Consider the following 21,191-nt stretch of genomic DNA (forward strand, 5'->3'; position numbering starts at 1 on the left):
GGCCCTCCCGCCGGCAAACGGACCAACAAAACCCACCCCCCCCGCCCCGCCGCCCAATCAAGTCAGCGACCGATAAACGCTCAGCGCGATTGCGGCGGTCTTGCTCAGCATCGGAACGGCGGGAGGAAGTTTCCATTTTAGCGGTGCGACGTGCCGTCTTACGGTAGCGGACCCATCGCAACCAGCCGATGATTCCTGCGCCTACTAAAGCGATGAGGAGCCAGAGAAAGCTTTGGACAAGGGGGAAAGCTGCGGTTACGGTAGCCGTCTTGGAAAACGGTGATGCTCCCTCTGGCAAGTTGGCCTTGGTAATAAAGAATCCGGCCAGTACCACCGTGATGGCATACAAGATGGGGATGGAAGCCACCGTGAGGAAGAGGCCGCGTTCTTCTACGATGAGCGCCACCAGCAGCGAGCCGATGACGAGGAAGGCGAGGTAAGCCCACCCGATGGTACCCATCAGGATGGAAATCAACGCGCCGGTGAGCAAAATTGCCGCGAGCAGCCCAAGGCCCGTGCCCAGCGTGATGCTGGGGAGTCCAGAGCTTTGGGCGGCGGAAGACTTTCTTTGCTTGGCTTGTGACACGTCGGAAGATCCTACCGGTTCGTGCCTGCCCATGCTATTTCCACGCACTAAGTCGCCGGATTTATAGTGGCGAATGCCCGCGCGGCCACGTATCGATGGCTATGGGCTCCCGTGGCGTGCGGTCTGTGCGGCCTGGGATATCCATCTCGTGCAATTTGCGGGCGGTGACGCCGACCCGGGAATCTAGCGAGGACAGTGTGGCATTGTAGGCTTCGACTGCCTTTTCCAAGTTGTGGCCCACCCTGCCATAGTGATCAGAAAGTGTATTCAGGCGCGTGTACAGTTCGCGCCCTAGGCGCTGAACCTCCTTTGCCTTGGCTGAGATGTCTTCTTGGTGCCACCCCATAGCCACCGTGCGCAGGAGGGCAAAAAGAGAGCTGGGGGTGGCAATTACTACATTGCGTTCAAAGGCATACTCGATGAGTTCTGGGTCCACTGACAATGCAGCATCGAGGAAAGGATCTGCAGGGATAAACAGGATGACGAATTCGGGTGTAGGTTGAAACGCTTCAATATAGTCTTTGTGCGATAGTGCTTGGACGTGGCCACGCATCAAGTGTGCGTGGCGGCGCAAGAAGCCGGCGTGTTCTTCTGGGTCATCGGTCTCCAGCGCGTCGAGGTAAGAAGTAAAAGGCACCTTGGCATCGACAATGATATGGCGGCCACCAGCCAACTTGATAACCATGTCTGGGCGAACGATGCGACCACCCAGCGGAGCAGAAACCTGGCAGTCAAAGTCCACATGTTTGGTCATGCCGCCTATTTCAACCACCCGCTCCAATTGCACCTCGCCCCAACGACCGCGGGTATTGGGCGAGCGCAAGGCACTAACAAGTTTGTCAGTGCGTTCAGTCAGACGAGAGGAGGTACGGGTTACCGCCTGGACCTGGCTAGAAAGGGAAGCGAGCAGCGCGGTGCGGTCTTCCTCAATTTCTTGGAGCTGAAACCCCAAGCGGTCCATGGCCTTTTCCAGCGGCTGGAGCTCAGCTTGGCGACGCTGCGATTCTTGCAGCGCGCGGTGTTCGGCACTTGGCGCCGAACGAGCAGCGGAGTAGGAATGGGCCAACCAACCCATTACCGCGCCGAGGGTGAGGCCGATAAAAAGTAGCAGCACGGGCAATGTGGAAGTCATGGAACCCAGCATGGCACGTACAGCCGACACAGCCCACTATTTTTTCGAATCTCCGTTCAAAAGGCCCTCGAAGGCATCGCGGGCACGGCGCAGGTTGGAGCGCACGCCGGGCTTCTCATGCTCTTTCGGGGTGGATTCCACGTTGAGGGCAGCGTCGAGGGAATTGGAGTTGCCGTCCGCGGCTACGTCCGCCACTGCGCCTTCTGGGGCTGCGTAGTCCGGCATTTTAAGCCACGCCTCGCGCTTATAGCGCCCTTGTTCCTCCGTATAACGGCCGATGAGGTAGCCAGCTACGGTGGAAAAGTCCAGCTCCGCGGCGGTCTTTTCGCCCGACTGGAGCTTCATCATATCTTGGCTGTAGCGATAGGCCACCGCGAACATCGCGGCTGCCGGAACCGCGAGGAAACCTCCCACCAGGCCAAATAGCGCAGAGCCTACGGTCACAGAAACCAAGACGATGACGGGGTGCAGGTCCATGGCCTTGGACTGCAGCCAAGGGGAAAGGACATTTCCCTCCAGCTGTTGGACCAGCAAGACCAGTCCAAGAACGAGCAAGGCCTTGGTAATACCAAGGGACACCAGTGCGATGGTGACGGAAAGGGCACCGGCCACAATTGCACCGACGAAGGGGATAAAGCCGGCGATGAAGGTGATGATTGCCAAAGCCATGGCCAGGGGGACGCCGATGAGGGCGAGGCCGATGCCGATAAAGACGGCGTCGACAAGCGAGACAACTGCCTGCGCACGAATAAAGCCTCCAAGCGTGGTCCATGCGCGGGTGAGTAGCTCAGTAAGGTGCCAGCCGGCGCGTTTACCGGTGGCATCGCGCAGCCAGGGGAGGAACTTGGCGCCGTCCTTGAGGAAGAAGAAGGTCAGCACCAACACAATGAAGAGGGTGACCAAGATGGAGGTAGCGGTGCCGATACCGGTAAAGACGGAACCCGCGATGGCGCCAGCGCGCTGCTGCAGCCAGGAAGCCGCTTCATCGATGTAGCTGCTCATATCCTCGCTATCGAGGTTAAGGGGTGGGCCCTGTGCCCAGAGCTGCAGGCTTTGGATGCCGGAGACCGTCTGCAAGTACAAAGAGCGGGATTGGCGCATGAAGTCCGGGGCAACGAAGGAAATGAGTCCACCCACTGCCGTGAAAGAAACCAAAATGGTTACGGCAGCCGCCAACGCGGCGGGGAGGCCAATGCTGCGCAACTTCTTAGCCACTGGGGCTAGGACGGTGCAGATGATGAGGGCCAAAAGCACTGGCAAGATGCCCTGCCAGAAATTGCCGAGCAAGCGGTAGAGGGCGTAGAGGAAAACGCAGATGATGAGCAGGCGGACCGCCCATAGGGACGCAGACTTAACTACCTCGCCGGCAATGACAGAGCGATCTACCTGATCGCCCGGCGGATGTGGCGATACATCCTCCAGCTTGCTGGTATCGAAGCTTTCATCAAACTTATCGCCCAGGCCCGTCTTGGGAGCCTCGGGCAGCGGTTGGTTATCAGAACTCACCCCACCATCTTGCCTTAAAAGAAGGTGGGTGAGTTAGGATTGGCCCCGTGAGTCTTACACTAGGAATCGTCGGCCTGCCCAACGTGGGCAAGTCCACATTGTTTAATGCCCTGACCCGTTCCGAGATCCTGGCGGCGAACTACCCGTTTGCCACCATCGAGCCCAACGTGGGCCTGGTGGAGCTGCCGGACTCCCGCCTGACCCACCTGGCGGAAATGTTTAACTCGGAGCGTATCCTGCCCGCCACTGTGTCCTTCGTGGATATTGCCGGTATCGTCTCTGGCGCTTCGCAGGGTGAAGGCATGGGCAACGCCTTCCTAGCCAATATCCGTGAGGCAGATGCTATCTGCCAGGTCGTGCGCGCTTTTTCCGATGACAATGTCATCCACGTCGATGGCAAAGTTGACCCGCGCAATGACATCTCCGTTATTAATACCGAGCTCATCCTCGCGGACCTCCAAACCATTGAAAAGGCTCTGCCGCGCCTTGAAAAAGATGCGCGCAAGAATAAGGACCTGGCTGCTGAGGTGGAAGCCACCAAGAAGGCGCAGGAGATTCTAGAAGATGACCGCACCCTCTTCGCAGCAGCTAAGGAGGGCGAGATTGACCTCTCGCTCGTGCGCGATCTGCACCTGATGACGGCAAAGCCTTTCCTCTATGTCTTTAACTCGGACGAGGCCGTGCTTACCGACGACGCAAAGAAGGAAGAGCTTCGCCAGCTCGTCGCCCCGGCCGAATCCGTGTTCCTTGACGCCCAGACAGAAACTGAGCTGCTTGAGCTGGAAGAAGACGAAGCGCGCGAATTGCTTGAGTCCGTGGGCCAAGATGAGCCGGGGTTGGCTACTTTGGCCAAGGCGGGTTTTGCCACGCTGGGGCTGCAGACTTATCTCACCGCCGGTGAGAAGGAAGCCCGCGCGTGGACCATCAAGCAGGGCTCTGCCGCCCCGCAAGCCGCCGGCGTTATCCACACTGACTTTGAAAAGAAGTTCATCAAGGCCGAAATCGTTTCCTACGATGACCTAGTAGCCGCCGGCTCTATGGCCGAAGCTCGCGCGCACGGTAAGGTCCGCCAAGAAGGCAAGGACTACATCATGCAAGACGGCGACGTGTGCGACTTTAAGATCGGCGGTTAATTCCGCGTCTTCTAAGTCATGGGCCTCCTAACGGAGAAGGCACTGCCCGCGCAGGCGGAGAAATTGTAGCGATTGAGAATCTTCCGCGTTATTGTGGGCGAGGTACCCAAACAATAGGAGGTCACATTATGGCTGAACTAGACAACAAGACCATTGCAATCATCGCTACCGATGGTTTCGAAGACTCTGAGCTGGCTTCCCCCTTGGAGGCTGTGAAGAACGCTGGTGCTACCGTGCGCGTCATCGCCCCTAAGGCCGGCACTATTACCGGCAAGAAGGGAACGGAGATTTCCGTTGACGCCGCTACCGCTGACTCCACCGGCGAGTCTTTCGATGGCATCATCTTGCCCGGCGGTACCGACAATGCCGACCTGCTGCGCTTGGACAAGGCCGCAGTAGAAATCGTGCGCAACCACATGAGCAAGGATCTCCCGCTTGGTGCTATCTGCCACGGTGCATGGATCTTGGCCGATGCTGAGGCTCTAAAGGGCCGTACCTTGACGTCCTTCCCCTCCTTGCAGACCGACCTGCGCAATGCGGGTGCTACGTGGGTAGATGAGGAAGTCCACTGCGATCAGGGCTTGGTGTCCTCCCGTACTCCCGATGACCTGCCAGCCTTTAATGCCAAGCTGGTTGAGGAGTTTGCAGAGGGACAGCACTAAAGCTCCTCGCTTGCACGCCACGGGTATCACCCGTGGCTTTTTTGATCTTGCGCCAGAGTTCCTACCCCTATAAGGTTTTAGTTTCCTGAAGGGGAGTAGTTCCCTCGGATGATCCGAGATGCCTGGTCGACATACTGGCGTTTAGCCCGGCCAGCCAGCGTTCGCAATTTACGCGGGCGCGAACGAGACCTTCGGTCAGCAACCGCACCGAAGGGAAAGACTATGTCTTCAATTGCCTCTGAACAGCGCATTCTTGAGCGCTTTATGCAGCTTTCCATCGCTGCCGCCTTAGCCACCATCGTTCTCAAGGCTTTGGCGGCGTGGCTTACCGGCTCGGTGGGCTTCCTATCTGATGCTCTCGAATCCGTAGTGAACCTCGTGGCGGCCGTCGCCGGTTTTTATGCCCTCCGGATTGCTGCCAAGCCGGCCGATGATAACCACCAGTTTGGCCATGGCAAAGCGGAGTACGTCTCCGCCTTGGTGGAGGGCGCGATGATTTTCATTGCGGCCGGCATGATCATCTATACGGCCATCCAGCGCTTCTTTATTCCGCAGCCGATTGCGGAGGCAGGCTGGGGATTGGCATTATCGACGCTTTCGTCCGTGCTTAACCTGGTGGTGGGTATCGCGCTCATCCGCGCCGGCAAACGTTACCGTTCTGCCACCTTGGATGCGGATGGGCATCACCTGCTTACCGACGTCTGGACTTCCGTGGGCGTCCTTGTCGGTATCGCCGCCGTTTACCTAACCAGCTGGATGTGGCTAGACCCTGTAGTAGCCCTCGCTGTGGGTATCAATATCTTGTGGACTGGTTACACCCTCCTGCGCGATTCCGTGAGCAGTTTGCTTTCTGAAGCACTTCCCGCGGATGAGCGCCAGCAGATTCGCCAGCTGCTGGCCCGGTTGGAAAAGGAGCAATCGGTTACCTTCACGGACCGGCGTACTGTCGCTTCCGGCCGTCAGCGCTTGGTCTACCTGACCATGGAGGTGCCAGGAGAGTGGAGCGTTATGCATTCCCACGAGGTTGCTGACGTCGTGGAAATCGCCCTAGATGAGCTGTATCCAGGCTGCAGTGCGTTCATTCACGTGGAGCCGGCGGGCGTGGAAAACCGCCGCCCGTACCTATTTCGCTAGGCCTTAATTTTCTAAGTTTTCGGGCGGTCACTGTGGCTGATTTTTTAGACCGACATGTGTGTAGACCCGTTCGAGTGAATGGGGCCTGTACATAACCTGTGCTTTTCCGCAGAAAGCATACACCCTTCTGAAAGGACTCTGTGGGTTTAGTGGCACCGCCTTTTGGGGGTGGGGTAAGTCTCGAATGATTTGGAGAAAGTGGAGGGTGTTGACTACGGCGCTGCGGGGTCGTGAAACGACATCTATTTTTTAGATTCGGGCCATTTATGGTGCAGAATTCTTAACGTTATGAAAATGTTATTGACTGCTCTGAGCTGCATGAAGTCTTCTCTGGGTGAATAAAACGGCAAAAATTTCTTGCTGGCGGTCGAAAAATTTTGAATTCTCCGTATGGTGGTTGTCACACCAAGCAAATAGCGATTCTCACCCCCGCATTCCACATGTGGGGGCAAGAATATGTCCTTTTGATTGGCTGAAGAGAGCTATACCAATAGCAGAAAGGATTTACTGACAATGGGTAAGAACATTAAGGATCTGTTTAACGCAACCGCATACGACAAGGACGGCGAGAAGCTGGGCAACGTTAACGAGGTATTCGTTGATGACCAGTCCGGCCAGCCTACCTTCGTTGAGGTTAACCACGGCCTGTTCGGTATGAACTCCAGCCTCGTTCCGCTGCGCGGTCACGACTTCTCCGGCGATGACCTGAAGCTGGGCTTCTCCAAGGACCGCATCAAGGACGCCCCAGACTTCGATTCCGATAAGCCGCTGACCCCAGAGGCACAGTCCGATATCTTCAAGCACTACGGCCTGGATAATGCACAGGACGTTACCGATTACAAGGACTCCAACCTGGACTCCAAGCGCGACGTTCAGGCTGGCGCTGACAAGGACCACAACTTGGCCGCAGGCGCCGGCGTTGCTGGCGCTGGTGCAGGCGTTGCTGGTGCACACGCTAACGAGAAGAAGGAAGCTACCCACACCACTGATGCGGCTGCTGCTGAGCGTAAGGCTGGCGCTGCCGATGACGCTGCTTCCAAGAACACCGCAGCTGCGCACACCAACAATGACGGCGAGCTCATCCGTTCTGAGGAGCAGATGAACGTCAATAAGGAGCGTGTGGCTACCGGCGAGGCTCGCCTGCGCAAGTACGTTGTAACCGACACCGAGACCGTTGAGGTTCCGGTTGAGCGCGAAGAGGTCAGCGTTGAGCGCACTCCGATCAGCGCTGAAGATGCCAAGAACTACAACGGCACCATCTCCGGTGACACTGAGGAAGCTTCCGTCACCCTGCACGAGGAGCAGGTTAACGTGAACAAGGAAACCGTTCCGGTTGAGAAGATCAACCTGAAGAAGGACACCGTTCGCGACACCGAGACTCACACCGAGGAGCTGCGCAAGGAGCAGATCGACACCGATGGTGTTGATGGCCTCAAGAAGTAAAAGCGCATAGCTAAACGCCCGCAAGGTTTTCCTTGCGGGCGTTTATTATGTTTGAGGGCTTATTTAAGCCTTGGCACCGATGGCTGCGGCCGAGTCAGAATCCATAATGTCTTTGACGCCGCTTTCTGCTGCGTCCCAGGTTGCCCTGTCTTGGATGCCGGCACGTTTAGCAACGACGGTGGCGCACAGTACCTGTCCGGTGACGTTGAGTGCAGTGCGTCCCATGTCAATAATCGGCTCAATGGCCAGCAGGAGACCGACACCAGCCAGCGGAAGGCCAAGTGTAGATAGCGTCAGCGTGAGCATAACCGTTGCGCCCGTGGTGCCTGCGGTAGCAGCGGAACCAATGACGGAAACAAAGATGATGAGCAGGTATTGGGTGAAGTCGAGGTTAATGTCGTAGAACTGGGCAACAAAGATGGCTGCAATGGCCGGGTAAACGGATGCGCAGCCGTCCATCTTGGTGGTTGCTCCTAGCGGAACGGCAAAGGAAGCGTATTCAGAGGGAACACCCATGGCCTTTTCGCTAAAGCGCTCGGTAGCTGGCATGACACCCATGGAAGAACGGGTAACAAAGCCCAGCGAGGTGACCGGCCAAACGCGCTTATAAAAGCCCATGACTGGAATCTTGTTGAACTTCAGTACGGCGGGGTAGACCACGACAAAAACCAGACCAAGGCCCACGTACATGGCCAGCACAAACTTGCCCAGCGAGCCCAAGGCGTCCCAGCCGTAGGTTGCTACTGCCTTACCGATAAGGGCGGCGGTGCCAATCGGTGCAAGGCGGATGATCCACCACAAGATGACCTGGATGACCTTGAGGAAGGACTCGGTAAAGCGCAGGAACGGCTCGGCGGACTTTCCGGTCTTGACTGCGGCGATACCAATGGCCAGGGAAATGACAAGCAGTTGTAACGCGCCGAAGCTGAGGGATACTTCGCCGTCGGAAAACGAGGCAGAAAGTCCTACGAAGTTCTGTGGCAGAAGCTGCTCAAAGAACGCGGTCCACGAGCCGACGTGGGAAGGATCCTGCGCAGTGGCGGCATCGACGCTCGTGCCGACGCCCGGCTTCATAATGACGGCAACGAAAATGCCCATCAAGACAGAGAAGAGTGCGGTAATGGCGAACCACACCAGTGTGGAAATCGCCAGGGAAGCCGCGTTAGCCGCCTTGCGCAAATTGGCGACAGAGGTAACAACAGCGGCGAAGATCAGCGGCGGGATCATCACCTTGAGCAGCTGGACGTAGGCGCTACCGACTCCCGTGAGCAGGGTGGTCAACCAACCGGGATTGTCTGGGTCGGTATCCATGCCGGAGGCGATGAAACCCAAGATGAGGCCGATGATAAGGCCGGCAATAACTTGCGCGCCGAATCCTGTGGCCCAGCCTGGGAGCCTAGAGCGCGAAGATTCCTGTTGAGACATAAAGGTTCCTTTGAAAATAAAAATGGACAGATCGGACTAGTTTTCAGATACTGTCCTGTTCAACTTCAACTTCGCTCAGTTTATTCCTTCGACGTCTTTAGGCACAAGACGTGGGGATTCTCCTGTGGCTGCGACCTCATCCTTCGCGCTCACCGGGTGGCTTCCTAATACTTGGGGTTCTTTTCCCACTGAGCGCGAGGGGGAGGAGGAATTGCGGTGGGCGCCCTCGGCGCTCACCAGAGCGGGGTGGAAGCATCACCTTTACGCTGCTGGTGAGCGCGAAGGGCGGAGGGGGGGGGAAGGGCGGAGCGCGAGGTGCAGAGCGAGGAGGGGCTGCGATTTCTGGAATACTGGCGGCATGAAAATCCTCGTGACTGCATTTGACGCCTTCGGCGGAGAAAGCATTAACCCTACAGAACAAGCGCTGGAGCTATTACCTGAGGAGGTTGGGGGAGCGGAGCTTGTCAAGACGGTGATTCCGACCAAGTTTGGGGAATCCCTGCGCCGAGTAATTGCACTCGCAGGGGAATCATCAGTCGATGCAATTGTGTGCTTGGGACAGGCAGGCGGCCGGAAACATATCACCCCGGAGCGGGTCGCCATTAATGTGATGGATGCCGAGATTCCTGATAACGCGGGTTATCAGCCAGTGGATGTACCGGTCGTGGAGGGTGGCCCAGCGGCGTATTTTTCCACGCTACCGGTAAAGGAAATGGTCGCGGCGATGGATGATTGTCCGGCGCGGGTGTCGAATACGGCGGGGACTTTCGTGTGCAATCAGCTCCTGTATGGTCTCCTGCATCACTTCGCAGGGACGGAGGTGCGCGCGGGATTTGTACATGTTCCCTATATTGAGGAGCAGAACAAAGCGGATAAGCCCATGATGGCGCTAGCTGAGGTAGTCGAGGGGATAAAGCGGGCACTCTGGGCGGTGCAGGCTAGTTAGGGTAGCCTTTGTGGCTTTTTGAACCAGCGAAATATAGATTTATGGATATGTCTCGCTTTAGCCCTCTCAACTGGCCGGTTGTGCGCCAGCTGCGCAGCGGCGATCCCTTTGGCAGGGACGTCAATACGCAGTCTCAAAAGAGCAAGGATAAACATGGACGCACCGTGGAAGCGGACCGCGTGGTGCAGTCAGTGTGCCCGTACTGCGCGGTCGGTTGCTCGCAGCGCGTGTATGTCAAAGATGACCGTGTCATCCAGGTAGAGGGTGATCCGGATTCGCCCATTTCTCGTGGGCGATTGTGCCCGAAGGGATCTGCGTCGGAGCAGCTCATTAACTCCGCTACGCGCCTGACCAAGATTAAATATCGCGCGCCTTATTCTTCGCAGTGGCAGGACCTTGATGAAGATACCGCGATGGAGATGATTGCGGATCGTTTCTTGGAGGCGCGTCGCAACGGTTGGCAGGATGTCGACGATGAGGGCCGCACCCTCAATCGCACGATGGGCATCGCCGGTTTGGGCGGTGCGACCTTGGATAATGAGGAAAATTACCTCATTAAGAAGCTGTTTACCGCAGCCGGTGCGATACAGCTCGAGAACCAGGCGCGCATATGACACTCCGCCACCGTTCCTAGTCTAGGAACTTCGTTTGGACGCGGCGGCGCAACCCAACCGCTGCAGGATATGGCGAATGCGGACTGCATCGTCATTGAGGGTTCTAATATGGCCGAGTGCCACCCAGTGGGATTCCAGTGGGTAGTAGAGGCCAAAAAGCGTGGGGCACGCATCATTCACGTGGATCCGCGCTATACGCGTACGTCCGCGTTTGCGAATCGCCACATTGGTATTCGCGGTGGCACGGATGTCGTGCTATTGGGTGCAGTGATTAATTATCTGCTGGAAAATGAGCTGTACTTCCATGACTATGTGGTGGCGTATACCAATGCGCCGATGATTATCTCGGAGGACTACCAAGACACCGAGGATCGAGATGGTTTGTTCTCTGGCTATGACCCAGAGACCGGAAAATACGTCACGGATTCGTGGCAGTACGTGCAGAAGCCCGAGGGTGCGTCGTGGAATGTGGAACGCGATGAATCGCTGGAGCATCCCAATTCGGTTTTCCAGATTCTCAAGCGCCATTACGCACGCTATACGCCTGAGATAGTGGAGGAGACCTGCGGTATTGCGCAAGAGGACTTCTACTACCTTGCGGAGTCGATTGCACAGAATTCCACGCCGGATCGCACCACGTGCTTTGCTTATGCTTTGGGCTTTACTCAGCACACTCTGGGTGCGCAGTTCATTCGTACCGCGGCAATTTTGCAGCTGCTGACCGGTAATGTGGGCCGACCAGGCTCGGGCATTATGGCGTTGCGTGGACACGCGTCTATTCAGGGTTCTACTGATATTCCGACCCTGTTCCACTCCCTGCCGGGGTATTTGCCGATGCCAAGCGTCGACCAGCAAAGCTGGCCTGAGTATGTAGATGGCATCCGCAATGAGTCGCAGAAAGGCTTCTGGCAGATCGGAGAGAACTATGCGGTCTCGCTGATGAAGTCCTACTGGGGCGATGCAGCGACCAAGGAAAACGGGTGGGGTTATGACCTCATGCCGCGTATTTCTGGTGCGCATTCGACCTATGAAACGCTCATGGCAATGCTGGATGAGCAGGTGGAAGGCTATTTTGTCTTCGGCCAGAATCCGGCAGTGGCGCAGTCTAATGGCGGCATGCAGCGCCGTGGCTTGGCAGCGCTTAAATGGCTGGTTGTGCGCGATTTCCAGGAGATTGAGACTGCCTCTTTCTGGAAGGATTCGCCGGAGATTAAAAACGGCGAGCTCAAGACCGAAGATATCGGTACCGAGGTTTTCTTGATGCCGGCGGCAACCCACGTGGAAAAGGCCGGTACCTTCACCCAAACCCAGCGAATGTTGCAATGGCGTTTCCAAGCGGCACCGCCGCCAGGTGACGCCAAGAGTGACCTGTGGTTCTTCTACCAGTTGGGCAAGAAGATTAAGGAGCGTCTGCGCGATTCCACTGATCCCCGTGATCTGCCTTTGCAGAAGGTCACCTGGGATTACGTGGAAACCGAGGAAGGCGAGCCGAATTCTGAGGACGTCCTCAAGGAAATCAACGGCTATTACCTTGAGGGCCCGAAGAAGGGCGAGCTTTTGCCTGCCTTCGTGGAGATGAAAAATGATGGCAGCACCTCGGGTGGCTGCTGGATCTACACTGGCGTGTTTAAGGATGGTATTAATCAGTCCGCGCGCAAGGTTCCTGGTTCGGAGCAAAATGAGGTTGCTCCGGAGTGGGGCTGGGTGTGGCCGGCAAACCGCCGCCTGCTCTACAACCGCGCTTCGGCGAAGCCGGATGGCACTCCGTGGTCGGAGCGCAAGAAGTATGTGTGGTGGGATGCTAACCAGGGCAAGTGGGTTGGCGATGACGTGCCGGACTTCCAGGTAAATAAGGTCCCTGACTACAAGGCTCCGGTCGACGCCGTGGGGCCGGACGCCCTCGATGGCACCGATGCCTTCATCATGCAGGCTGATGGCCGCGGTTGGCTCTTTGCGCCGACCGGGCTTTCCGACGGCCCTTTGCCCACCCACTATGAGCCGCACGAGTCCCCGGTACACAATGTGCTGTACAAGCAGCAGCAGTCGCCGACGCGTCTGACCATTAAGCGTCCAGATAACCTGTCGCGCCCCGAGCCGGGCGAGCCGGGCTCTGAGGTTTTCCCGTTCGTCTTTTCCACGTATCGCCTCACGGAGATGTACACCTCGGGCGCGATGTCGCGCCGCTTGCCGTATCTGGCGGAGTTGCAGCCGGGCCTATTCTGCGAGGTTGATAAAGCCTTGGCAGAAAAGCGTGGGCTAGAAAATGGAAAGTGGGCCACCATCGTCTCGCCTCGCGGCGTGATTGAGGCGCAGGTCTTGGTCACTGACCGCATGCAGATGATGAAGATCAACGGTGAGGAGTTCCACCAAATCGGTTTGCCGTATCACTATGGCGAGTCCGATTCCACAGCCGTAGCTGGCGATGGTGCCAATGATTTGCTGGGCCTCACGCTGGAGCCGAACGTATTCATTCAGAATTCCAAGATTGGCGCCTGCGATATCCAGCCGGGGCGTCGTCCTCGTGGTGAGGCCCGTGTGGAGATGCTCAAGGAGTACCAGAAGCGTGCGCACCTGAATCTGGATTCCGGTAATGATCTGCTCACTGTGGATGATTCCTTCACTTATAACCCAGAGCCGCAGCAGCCCGTGGATGCGGACACGCCCGGCGAGAAGGGCGAGGAAAGCGAAGAAGGTAAGTAAATGACAAATCTACTGACCGAGAACGCGAGCCGGCACGGCTACGATAAGTACCGCCGCATGGCCTTTTTTACCGATACCTCCATTTGTATTGGTTGTAAGGCCTGCGAGGTGGCGTGCAAGGAGTGGAACCGCAATCCGGTAGAAGGCTATGACGTCACCGGTGATTCCTATGACAACACCGGTGCGCTGGGCGCTAATACTTGGCGGCACGTGGCCTTCGTGGAACAAAATAATGACCGTATCGAGCACGCCCGCGAGGAGGGAAAGAAGCTCATTTCTTTGGGCATGCCTTCGGTCGGGGCGCAGCCGCAAGAAGTTGATACCACTCCGCCAGATACCGATACCTTCCGGTGGCTGATGTCCTCGGATGTCTGCAAGCACTGCACGCATGCAGGTTGCCTTGATGTCTGTCCTACCGGCGCACTGTTTCGCACCGAATTTGGCACTGTGGTAGTGCAAGATGACGTGTGCAATGGCTGCGGGACATGCGTAGCCGGTTGCCCGTTCGGTGTCATTGAACGCCGCGATGATGGCGGTGTGGCGCTGAAATATGACAAGACCGCCACGGTGGATTACGTCGATAATTCCCATGCTGGCGTCAACGTGTTGAAAAAGCTCAAGCAGCTTGCCCCGCAAGGCCCGGACCATACACCGGGCGAGGCGATGCCGATCAAGAACTTGGGCGTGGCCCAGAAGTGCACTATGTGCTATGACCGCTTGAAGCAGGGCGAGCAGCCAGCGTGTTCTAAGACCTGCCCGACCGATTCCATCCAGTTTGGCCCTTATGAGGAGATGGTGGCAGCCGCCAAGGAACGCGTGCGGGTACTGCACGAGCAGGGGATTACCGAGGCCCGGCTTTATGGTGCTAATCAAGACGATGGTGTCGGTGGAACCGGATCCATCTTCTTGCTTTTGGATTCGCCAGAGGTCTATGGGCTTCCGCCTGATCCACGCGTGCCGACGGCGGATTTGCCGCAGATGTATAAGACCGCAGTGAAGGCTATCGGCGGTATGGCGCTGGCCGTGGCCGGTTCCTTCCTGATTGGGGGACGTAAATGAGCAACTTTGATGAGTACCGCCCGCCGCAGCCGGAGCGTCGTAACCGCTACCGGAAATTTGATGGCACCAAGCCTAAAAAGAAGCGCAAGCGCCCAGGCGCGGGCGCGCAGGATGGTTCCAAAGAAGAGCGCATGGCGCAGGATTTCGAGTTCTCGTCCTACTACGGCCGGCCAGTGGTTAAGGCGCCGCCGTGGGAATGGCCAATCGGTGCGTATCTCTTCTTGGGCGGCGTCAGTGGCGGATCAGGGCTTTTGGCCGCCGGCGCACAGGCCGTGGGCAATGCACCGCTGCGTCGTACCACCCGCCTTTCTGCCTTTGGCGCGGCGGCCGCGGGATCAGTCTTTTTGATTCTGGATTTGGGCCGCCCGGAGCGCGCGCTGAATATGTTCCGCGTCTTCAAGGTGACCTCGCCGATGTCTCTGGGATCGTGGATCCTGTCGGGCTTCGCGAGCGCGGCCGCGCTGCCGGCCGCAGCGGAAGTGGATGCAGCGACTGGACATAAGCTGCCCCTGCCTAAGTTCGTGCGCACGGCGCTGCAGAAAGCTGCTGGACCGGCAGGCGCAGTCGCGGGAGTGCTCGGCGGTCCGCTGGCGGGATATACCGCGGTATTGCTGTCGAATACCTCGAATCCGGTGTGGAATGACATGAAAAAGCACCTGCCGTATGTCTTTGTTTCCTCGGCAGCGGCGGCGTCATCAGGAATGGCTATGGTGACCACCCCGGTCGAGCACGCAGGTCCTGCCCGCGTGTCGGGCATGGCCGCCGCGGCCAGCGATCTAGCGGCGACCAAGGTCTTGGAAGAAGGCATGGAGCCGGAGCCGCGCCAGGCTCTGCACGAGGGAAAGCCGGGCACGCTGATGAAGGCTTCGGAATGCCTCATTGCGGCCGGTGGCGTGGGAAGCATGCTGGCTGCGGCCACAAAGTCCCGCGCGGTATCGGTGGCCGCGGGGCTATCGCTATTGGCAGGATCGGCGTGCACCCGCTTTGGTGTGCTCAACGCCGGCCTAGAAGCAGTGAAAAATCCGGAGACTACCATCGGCCCGCAAAAGCGCCGGGCGGAAAAGCGCCGGCGCGAGCAGGGTCTCGACCACGATGTGGTGAGCTCGGACTAGTCCACCTCCTGTAGGGCGGGAGCGAGTTCCGCGCCGATATCTTCCCTGCGTTGTTGCTCGGCTGCGGAGCAATAAAAGTGCCGGTCGGTGGACCCGAATGGGAGGGGAGCATGCGCTTGGCGATGCCCCCTCGGTTGCACACCCCATCACCCCCAGCGCGGCTAGGGGCGCTGGGGAGGAGAAAATTTAGGCCTTGATATAAGCATCGCCCGTGCACTCGGTGGTGTGGCCGATGACGGGGTAGCCGGGGACCTCGCCGATGAGGAGGAGTCCGCCGGAAGTTTGGGCGTCGGCAAGCAGCACCAGCTCTTCTTCGCTCAAGGAGGTTTCTAGGTGCGGGCGTACCCAGTCGAGGTTGCGGCGGGAGCCACCGGGGATGAATCCTTCCGCCAAGGCCTCCTTCGCGCCGTCGATGGTGGGCACAGCGGAAAAGTCGAGCTCCGCGGCGATGCCAGAGGCGCGGCACATCTTATAAAGGTGGCCGAGCAGGCCGAAGCCGGTGACATCGGTGGCCGCACGCACGCCCGCCTCCACCGCGGCACGGGCGGCCTCGCGATTCAAGGTGGTCATGGAATCGACTGCGGCTTGGGATACCTCGCCGGTGGCCTTGTGTTTATTGTTGAGGATGCCTACGCCGATGGGCTTGGTGAGGGTAATGGGCAGGCCGGGCTCGGCGGCGTCGTTACGCATGAGCTTTTCGGGGGCGACGATACCGGTGGCGGCCATGCCATAGAGCGGTTCAGGGGCGGTAATGGAATGGCCGCCGGTAACAGAGATGCCGGCTTCGGTGGCTACGTCCATGCCGCCGCGCAGGACCTCGCGCAGCACGTCGAGTCCGAGCTTTTCATTGGGCCAGCCTACGAGGTTGATGGCGGTAACGGGGGTGCCGCCCATGGCATAGACATCAGAAAGCGCGTTGGCCGCAGCCACTCGCCCCCAATCGTAGGGGTCATTGAGCATCGGGGTGAAAAAATCCGCGGTGGAAATAACTGCTAGACCATCCTGGATTTTGACGGCCGCGGCATCATCGCCATCATCTAGGCCCACCAGTACATTAGGGTCGGCCTTGCCTATCAGGCCCTCGACGGCAGACTCAAGCTGGCCAGCGGGAATCTTGCAGGCGCAACCGCCGCCTGCGGCGAAAGAGGTGAGTTTAATATCTTCGGTCATAGCGCCATTTTACTCATCTCCAGAGAGTATCTGGCTGTAAAGCTAGGGCGGAAACCCGCTTGCGGCGACGTGTGGCGATAGGGCAGAGGGCGCTGAGTTTTCGCCTTCGAGGGGCTTGGTAGGCGTAGCGGGTGACAGGTGTATTGGCACTGGGGAACGCGCGTGTAAGGTGAGCACACGGAGGCGTACGTGTCCTGGTGGGCGCCCCGGTCTTCAAAACCGGTGAGGCCGAGCATCTCGGTCTGGCAGGTTCGATTCCTGTCCGTCTCCGCCATTCGCGCGCAAGGAGGAATGCCACAGTGCCCACGCCCACCCCTGCAGCCAGCCCCGATCCCCGTCGGAATATTCCCCGCATGGATGAGCTGCTCCAGCTGCCAGAAGTAGAAGCCGCGCGACAGCGCCTTGCCGAGCACACCATTCGGGCACTTATTCAGCGCACAGTTGCCCAAGCACGCCGCGGCGAGCTGCCTATCAACGATATCCCCACAGAAATTGCGCAGCGCCTGGGGCAGAAGAGGGTGCATTCCCTGCGGCCGGTCATCAACGCCACCGGCGTCATCATCCATACCAACTTAGGGCGCGCCCCTCTTCCGGGAGCGGCAGTAGAGGCCCTTCATGACGCCGCCTCATATACGGATGTGGAAATGGACCTTGATTCCGGCAAGCGCTCGAAAAACCGCGGAGCTGGCGCCACGGCTGCGCTGCTTGCGGCCTGTCCCGGTGCAGAAGATGCCCTCGTGGTCAATAACGGCGCCAGTGCCTTGCTCTTGGCCACTGCCGCACTCGCCCCGGGCAAAGACGTCATCATTTCGCGCGGCGAACTTATTGAGATCGGTGCGGGCTTTCGTTTGCCGGAGCTCATCGAGTCTACGGCCACGCGCCTCAAGGAAGTCGGCGCGACTAATCGCACGCATCTGGCCGATTATGAGCGCGCGCTGGGGGAAAATACCGGCGCCATTTTGAAGGTGCACCCTTCTAACTTCCGCATTGAGGGCTTTACCTCCGCAGTCGGCGTGGATGAGCTGCACCGCCTAGCAGCGCAGCACCATACGCGGCTCATTGTGGACCTGGGTTCTGGTTTACTAAATCATGATCCCGCGCTGCCAGAGGAACCAGATATTCAGGCCCAGCTGCGCGCCGGCGCCGATATCGTCATTGCCTCCGGCGATAAGCTACTCGGCGGCCCGCAGGCAGGAATTTTGCTCGGTACCAAGGAGGCGATTGCTGCGGTGAAAAAGCACCCACTTGCGCGCGCCGTGCGTATAGACAAGCTGCGCCTCAACGCCTTGGAGGCTGCCATTTCCACGCCTTCGAATGCGGTGCAAGATGCATTGCATCTGGACCGGGAGACCCATCGCGCGCGCACGGAAGCGATAGCGGAGGCAGTCGGTGCGCATGTAGTGCCCCACGATGGCCGCGTGGGCGGTGGCGGGGCGCCCGAATACCCGCTACCCGGTTATGCAGTTAGCCTGCCAGAACACTTTGCGGAAGCACTTCGCCACCACGAACCACCGGTGGTAGCCCGGGTGCATCAGGGCAACTGCTTAGTGGATATACGCTGCGTTCCCGCAGACCAAGACGCCGTGGTCATTGCCGCGATTAAGGCGGTGGGCTAGGTGTACGTCGTTGCTACCGCCGGCCATGTAGACCATGGCAAGTCCACCTTGGTGCGCGCACTTACGGAGATGGACCCGGACCGGTGGGAAGAAGAGAAGCGCCGCGGGCTCACCATTGACCTAGGATTTGCCTGGACCACCTTGCCCTCTGGTGCAGATGTGGCTTTCGTGGACGTGCCTGGCCATGAAAAATTCTTGGGCAATATGCTTGCCGGCGTAGGCCCGGCCCCAGTGGTCCTTTTCGTGGTGGCAGCTGATGAGGGGTGGCAAGCCCAGTCCACCGATCATCGCGATGCCTTGCGGGCACTGGGCGTAGAGCATGGAATTATCGCACTTACCCGCAGCGACCGCGCCACCGTAGATCGCACCGCCGAGATCCGTGCGGAGCTGGCAGATACCCCGCTTGCCGACGCCCCCATTATCCCCGTCTCCGCCCCTACCGGCGAAGGCATTGCAGAGCTGCGGCGGGCGCTGGATGATGTGCTTGCTGAAGTACCTGCTCCCGATCCGACAGCCCCAGTGCGCCTGTGGATCGACCGTGCGTTTAGCGTAAAGGGAGCGGGCACCGTGGTCACCGGAACACTCGCCGCGGGCAGCTTGCGCGTAGGCGATAGCCTGCAGGTGGTGACAGCTGAGGGCGAAAAGACGGTGGAGATTCGGGGACTGCACAGCGAAAATCGTGCACAGGAATCCCTTGGCCCTGTCACCCGCGCGGCCGTCAACCTGCGGGGAGTAGATGCCGCCGAGATTCATCGCGGCGACGTAGTGCTGAGCCTGGGCGCATGGCGACTGGTGGAGCACCTCGATATTCGCCGCACCTTTGGCGCCGAGCTCGATGGGCTGCCGGATAACCTCGTCGTCCATACCGGAACCGCCGGGGTAGAGGGCCACTTGCGGCCCCTTTCGTCCGATTTCGCGCGCCTTAGCTTGGCTCATCCGTTGCCCCTTCAGCTCCTCGACCGCTTCGTCGTCCGCAGCCCCGGCGGCCGCCACGTCGTCGCCGGGGTAGAAGCAGTAGATCTCCGCCCGCCGGAGCTTAACCGTCGCGGTGCCGCTCGCCGTCGCGCAGAAGAACTCAGCGCGCAGGAGTCATTTAGGGATCCTGCATCCTATCTGTGGCGCGTCGGCTACGCCCGCTTGGATGACCTCGCCCGCGATGGCTTCGATACTGCCGCGCCACCCGCAGGCATCATCGCCTTCCGCGAGTGGTGGATAGCCGCTTCCCAGGTAACACGGTGGAAGGAAGCACTCAACGATGCTCTGCATGCCCACGCTGCCGCACATCCCTTGGCGCCGGGAATGCCTCGCAAGGCGGCCATGGATGCCCTCGGCATGCGCGACGAAGGATTGCTAGGGCTTGCGATCGCCGCTGCGAAGGCAGAAAGCAGTGAGGGAGTGCTTCGTCTGCCTGGGCAACGGGTGGATCTCGGCGCGGCTGAGCAGGGCATTGCTGTTATCGAGAAGAGACTTAAAGCGTCACCCTTTGCGGCACCAGAGGCAGATGATTTAGCGGAGCTGGGTCTGGGTACCAAGGAGCTTGCTGCCGCTGAGCGCGCTGGGCGCCTGTTGCGTCTTCAGCCCGGCATCGTGCTTTTGCCCTCGGCACCAGAGGAAGCGCGTCGGAACTTGGCCGAGCTGGAACAGCCCTTCACGCTTTCTGCTGCCCGCCGGGCCTTGGGGACGACGCGACGGGTAGCCATTCCGCTCCTGGAATATTTAGATGCCCAGCGGATTACTCGCCGCGGGGAGGGAGGCTGCAGAACCCTGCGCTAGCAAGGACACTTTGGCTGGGGCCAGTAGCTATTTGCGGTGGTTTCCTCCGCGGTGGTGGGAAGTCTCGCGTGCTACGCGCCGAGCCCGCACGCGCGCGGATTCGGAAGAAAAACGGCCAGGTTCCTCAGCTACCGGGAGCACGCGCCAACTAAAACTTTGCTCGCCTGGGACAGAGGAGACCAATTCTGCAAGCTTGGCGCTGGCTTTAGGCGGCGTGGCCGAGTGAGCAGTTTGTTGTGGCGAAGCCGTCTGGGAAGGCGCAGCGGGTGCGGCTGGCTGCGCGTGCGGTCCTTGCGGACGACGCGAGCCCGTGGGAAGTGCAGTGACGATGGTCTCGCCGGATACTGTGTGATCCCAGACTTCGGGCTGTGTGGGCATGGATGCAGGTGCGGCGGCAGGAATTGCAGGTTGGGGAGCAGGCACGCGCAATGGTGGGACGGCGGGGGAGAAGATTTCCTCGGTGGTGGCCGTATCAGCGGGGATATCGACTGCGAGCATGCCGTGGCTCGTGTAGGCACGGGCGGACAGCCCCGCTCCGGAGGCACTAGCAGCCTCGAATGCGGCACGCAGACCAGGCAGCGAGGCGATATCGCCGCAGGGGCCGAGAACCATATCGTCGCAGGTAGCCACAGCCGTACCGGAAAGGTCTTCCAGGGTAACGAAGAATTGTTGCGTACCCATGCACTGAAGCTGGGGTGAGGAAAGGTCGCCGGCGGCGACGTCGATAAGCACGCCTCGTCCACCGGCTAACAGCGCGGTTCCTTGGGGCTGGTCATTGACAGGAACCATCCACGGCCACATGCCGAGGGACACGGCAACCTCCACCTTGCCGTCTACTACTTCCACTGTGGCACTAGTCTGTGGCTGGGCAAACGAGTTTTTCAAACGCTCTAGGGCGGGATATTCCGCGGCTTCTACCTCATCCAAAAAACCTAAAAAGCCGAAGTCTGAGCGGATGCGCCAGCCGTTGGTGTAGGTATCGGGCTCTAGGGAGACATCGACAAGCGCTGCGTGCTCGGCCACGCCGGGGATGCTCAACGCGGTGCCCAGCACGGGGTGCTCAAGGACTGCGACATGCTCCACGCCGAAGTAACTAGTCGCGAGCGGGTAAAGCGCCATAGAAAGTCACTCCCAAGGTTTAAGGCCGGTAAACAATGCTGGACCTATTTTACGCATATGG

16 protein-coding genes and 1 tRNA gene are annotated in these 21,191 nt (G+C 59.1%); 11 read left to right on the plus strand and 6 right to left on the minus strand.

Going from position 1 to position 21,191, the window contains the following annotated elements:
• From WMQ00_RS08090 to WMQ00_RS08100, 3 genes are all read right to left on the minus strand, one after another.
• Positions 1-586: DUF6542 domain-containing protein (locus WMQ00_RS08090; RefSeq protein WP_340440861.1), on the minus strand; the 586-nt coding region annotated here is incomplete at its 3' end.
• Positions 587-647: 61 nt separating this feature from the next.
• Complete coding sequence (locus WMQ00_RS08095; protein WP_248099033.1) at positions 648-1,718, minus strand: DNA recombination protein RmuC; 1,071 nt, start codon at positions 1,716-1,718, stop codon at positions 648-650.
• A 36-nt stretch (positions 1,719-1,754) separates the two neighbouring features.
• A complete protein-coding gene (locus WMQ00_RS08100; protein ID WP_023021873.1) occupies positions 1,755-3,224 on the minus strand; it encodes an AI-2E family transporter in 1,470 nt (489 codons plus the stop codon).
• Between the two features lie 47 nt (positions 3,225-3,271).
• Here WMQ00_RS08100 and ychF point away from each other — a divergent pair, with 47 nt between their 5' ends.
• From ychF to WMQ00_RS08120, 4 genes are all read left to right on the plus strand, one after another.
• The gene (ychF, locus tag WMQ00_RS08105) at positions 3,272-4,357 is read left to right on the plus strand and encodes a redox-regulated ATPase YchF (protein WP_023021872.1); all 1,086 of its coding nucleotides are present in this window, start codon (positions 3,272-3,274) and stop codon (positions 4,355-4,357) included.
• A 128-nt stretch (positions 4,358-4,485) separates the two neighbouring features.
• Positions 4,486-5,019 (plus strand): type 1 glutamine amidotransferase domain-containing protein, encoded by a 534-nt coding sequence (locus tag WMQ00_RS08110; protein WP_340440862.1) that lies wholly within the window; start codon positions 4,486-4,488, stop codon positions 5,017-5,019.
• Between the two features lie 222 nt (positions 5,020-5,241).
• Positions 5,242-6,153, plus strand: coding sequence for a cation diffusion facilitator family transporter (locus WMQ00_RS08115; protein WP_316331034.1), 912 nt, complete (start codon positions 5,242-5,244; stop codon positions 6,151-6,153).
• A 513-nt stretch (positions 6,154-6,666) separates the two neighbouring features.
• On the plus strand, positions 6,667-7,596 hold the full coding sequence (locus tag WMQ00_RS08120) for a PRC and DUF2382 domain-containing protein (protein WP_301732720.1): 930 nt from the start codon (positions 6,667-6,669) through the stop codon (positions 7,594-7,596).
• 63 nt (positions 7,597-7,659) lie between these two features.
• Here WMQ00_RS08120 and WMQ00_RS08125 read toward each other — a convergent pair whose 3' ends face one another.
• Positions 7,660-9,021 (minus strand): dicarboxylate/amino acid:cation symporter, encoded by a 1,362-nt coding sequence (locus WMQ00_RS08125; protein ID WP_340440863.1) that lies wholly within the window; start codon positions 9,019-9,021, stop codon positions 7,660-7,662.
• Between the two features lie 358 nt (positions 9,022-9,379).
• Between WMQ00_RS08125 and pcp the strand changes: the two genes are divergently transcribed.
• The 4 genes from pcp to nrfD are packed head-to-tail and all read left to right on the plus strand — an operon-like array spanning position 9,380 to position 15,452.
• A complete protein-coding gene (pcp, locus tag WMQ00_RS08130) occupies positions 9,380-9,967 on the plus strand; it encodes a pyroglutamyl-peptidase I (RefSeq protein WP_340440864.1) in 588 nt (195 codons plus the stop codon).
• Positions 9,968-10,014: 47 nt separating this feature from the next.
• Complete coding sequence (gene fdnG / locus WMQ00_RS08135) at positions 10,015-13,281, plus strand: formate dehydrogenase-N subunit alpha (RefSeq protein ID WP_259824408.1); 3,267 nt, start codon at positions 10,015-10,017, stop codon at positions 13,279-13,281.
• Complete coding sequence (locus WMQ00_RS08140; protein WP_023021864.1) at positions 13,282-14,340, plus strand: 4Fe-4S dicluster domain-containing protein; 1,059 nt, start codon at positions 13,282-13,284, stop codon at positions 14,338-14,340.
• On the plus strand, positions 14,337-15,452 hold the full coding sequence (nrfD, locus tag WMQ00_RS08145; protein WP_259824407.1) for an NrfD/PsrC family molybdoenzyme membrane anchor subunit: 1,116 nt from the start codon (positions 14,337-14,339) through the stop codon (positions 15,450-15,452). Before WMQ00_RS08140 ends, nrfD begins: the two co-directional genes overlap by 4 nt.
• Before the next feature lie 186 nt (positions 15,453-15,638).
• Here the strand turns inward: nrfD and selD are convergent, their stop codons facing one another.
• Positions 15,639-16,622 carry a selenide, water dikinase SelD gene (gene selD, locus WMQ00_RS08150; protein ID WP_340440865.1) on the minus strand — a complete coding sequence of 328 codons (984 nt, stop codon included), beginning with the start codon at positions 16,620-16,622 and terminating at the stop codon, positions 15,639-15,641.
• Between the two features lie 179 nt (positions 16,623-16,801).
• Between selD and WMQ00_RS08155 the strand changes: the two genes are divergently transcribed.
• The 3 genes from WMQ00_RS08155 (at position 16,802) to selB (ending at position 20,011) form a co-directional block, all read left to right on the plus strand.
• Positions 16,802-16,896, plus strand: a tRNA-Sec gene (locus WMQ00_RS08155).
• A 25-nt stretch (positions 16,897-16,921) separates the two neighbouring features.
• Positions 16,922-18,238 carry an L-seryl-tRNA(Sec) selenium transferase gene (gene selA, locus WMQ00_RS08160; protein ID WP_340440866.1) on the plus strand — a complete coding sequence of 439 codons (1,317 nt, stop codon included), beginning with the start codon at positions 16,922-16,924 and terminating at the stop codon, positions 18,236-18,238.
• Positions 18,239-20,011 carry a selenocysteine-specific translation elongation factor gene (gene selB / locus WMQ00_RS08165; RefSeq protein WP_340440867.1) on the plus strand — a complete coding sequence of 591 codons (1,773 nt, stop codon included), beginning with the start codon at positions 18,239-18,241 and terminating at the stop codon, positions 20,009-20,011.
• 27 nt (positions 20,012-20,038) lie between these two features.
• Here the strand turns inward: selB and WMQ00_RS08170 are convergent, their stop codons facing one another.
• On the minus strand, positions 20,039-21,130 hold the full coding sequence (locus WMQ00_RS08170; protein WP_340440868.1) for a hypothetical protein: 1,092 nt from the start codon (positions 21,128-21,130) through the stop codon (positions 20,039-20,041).
• Between the last annotated feature and the right edge of the window lie 61 nt (positions 21,131-21,191).

The organism is Corynebacterium sp. KPL2825 (assembly GCF_037908445.1).
GTDB classification, from domain to species: domain Bacteria; phylum Actinomycetota; class Actinomycetes; order Mycobacteriales; family Mycobacteriaceae; genus Corynebacterium; species Corynebacterium kefirresidentii.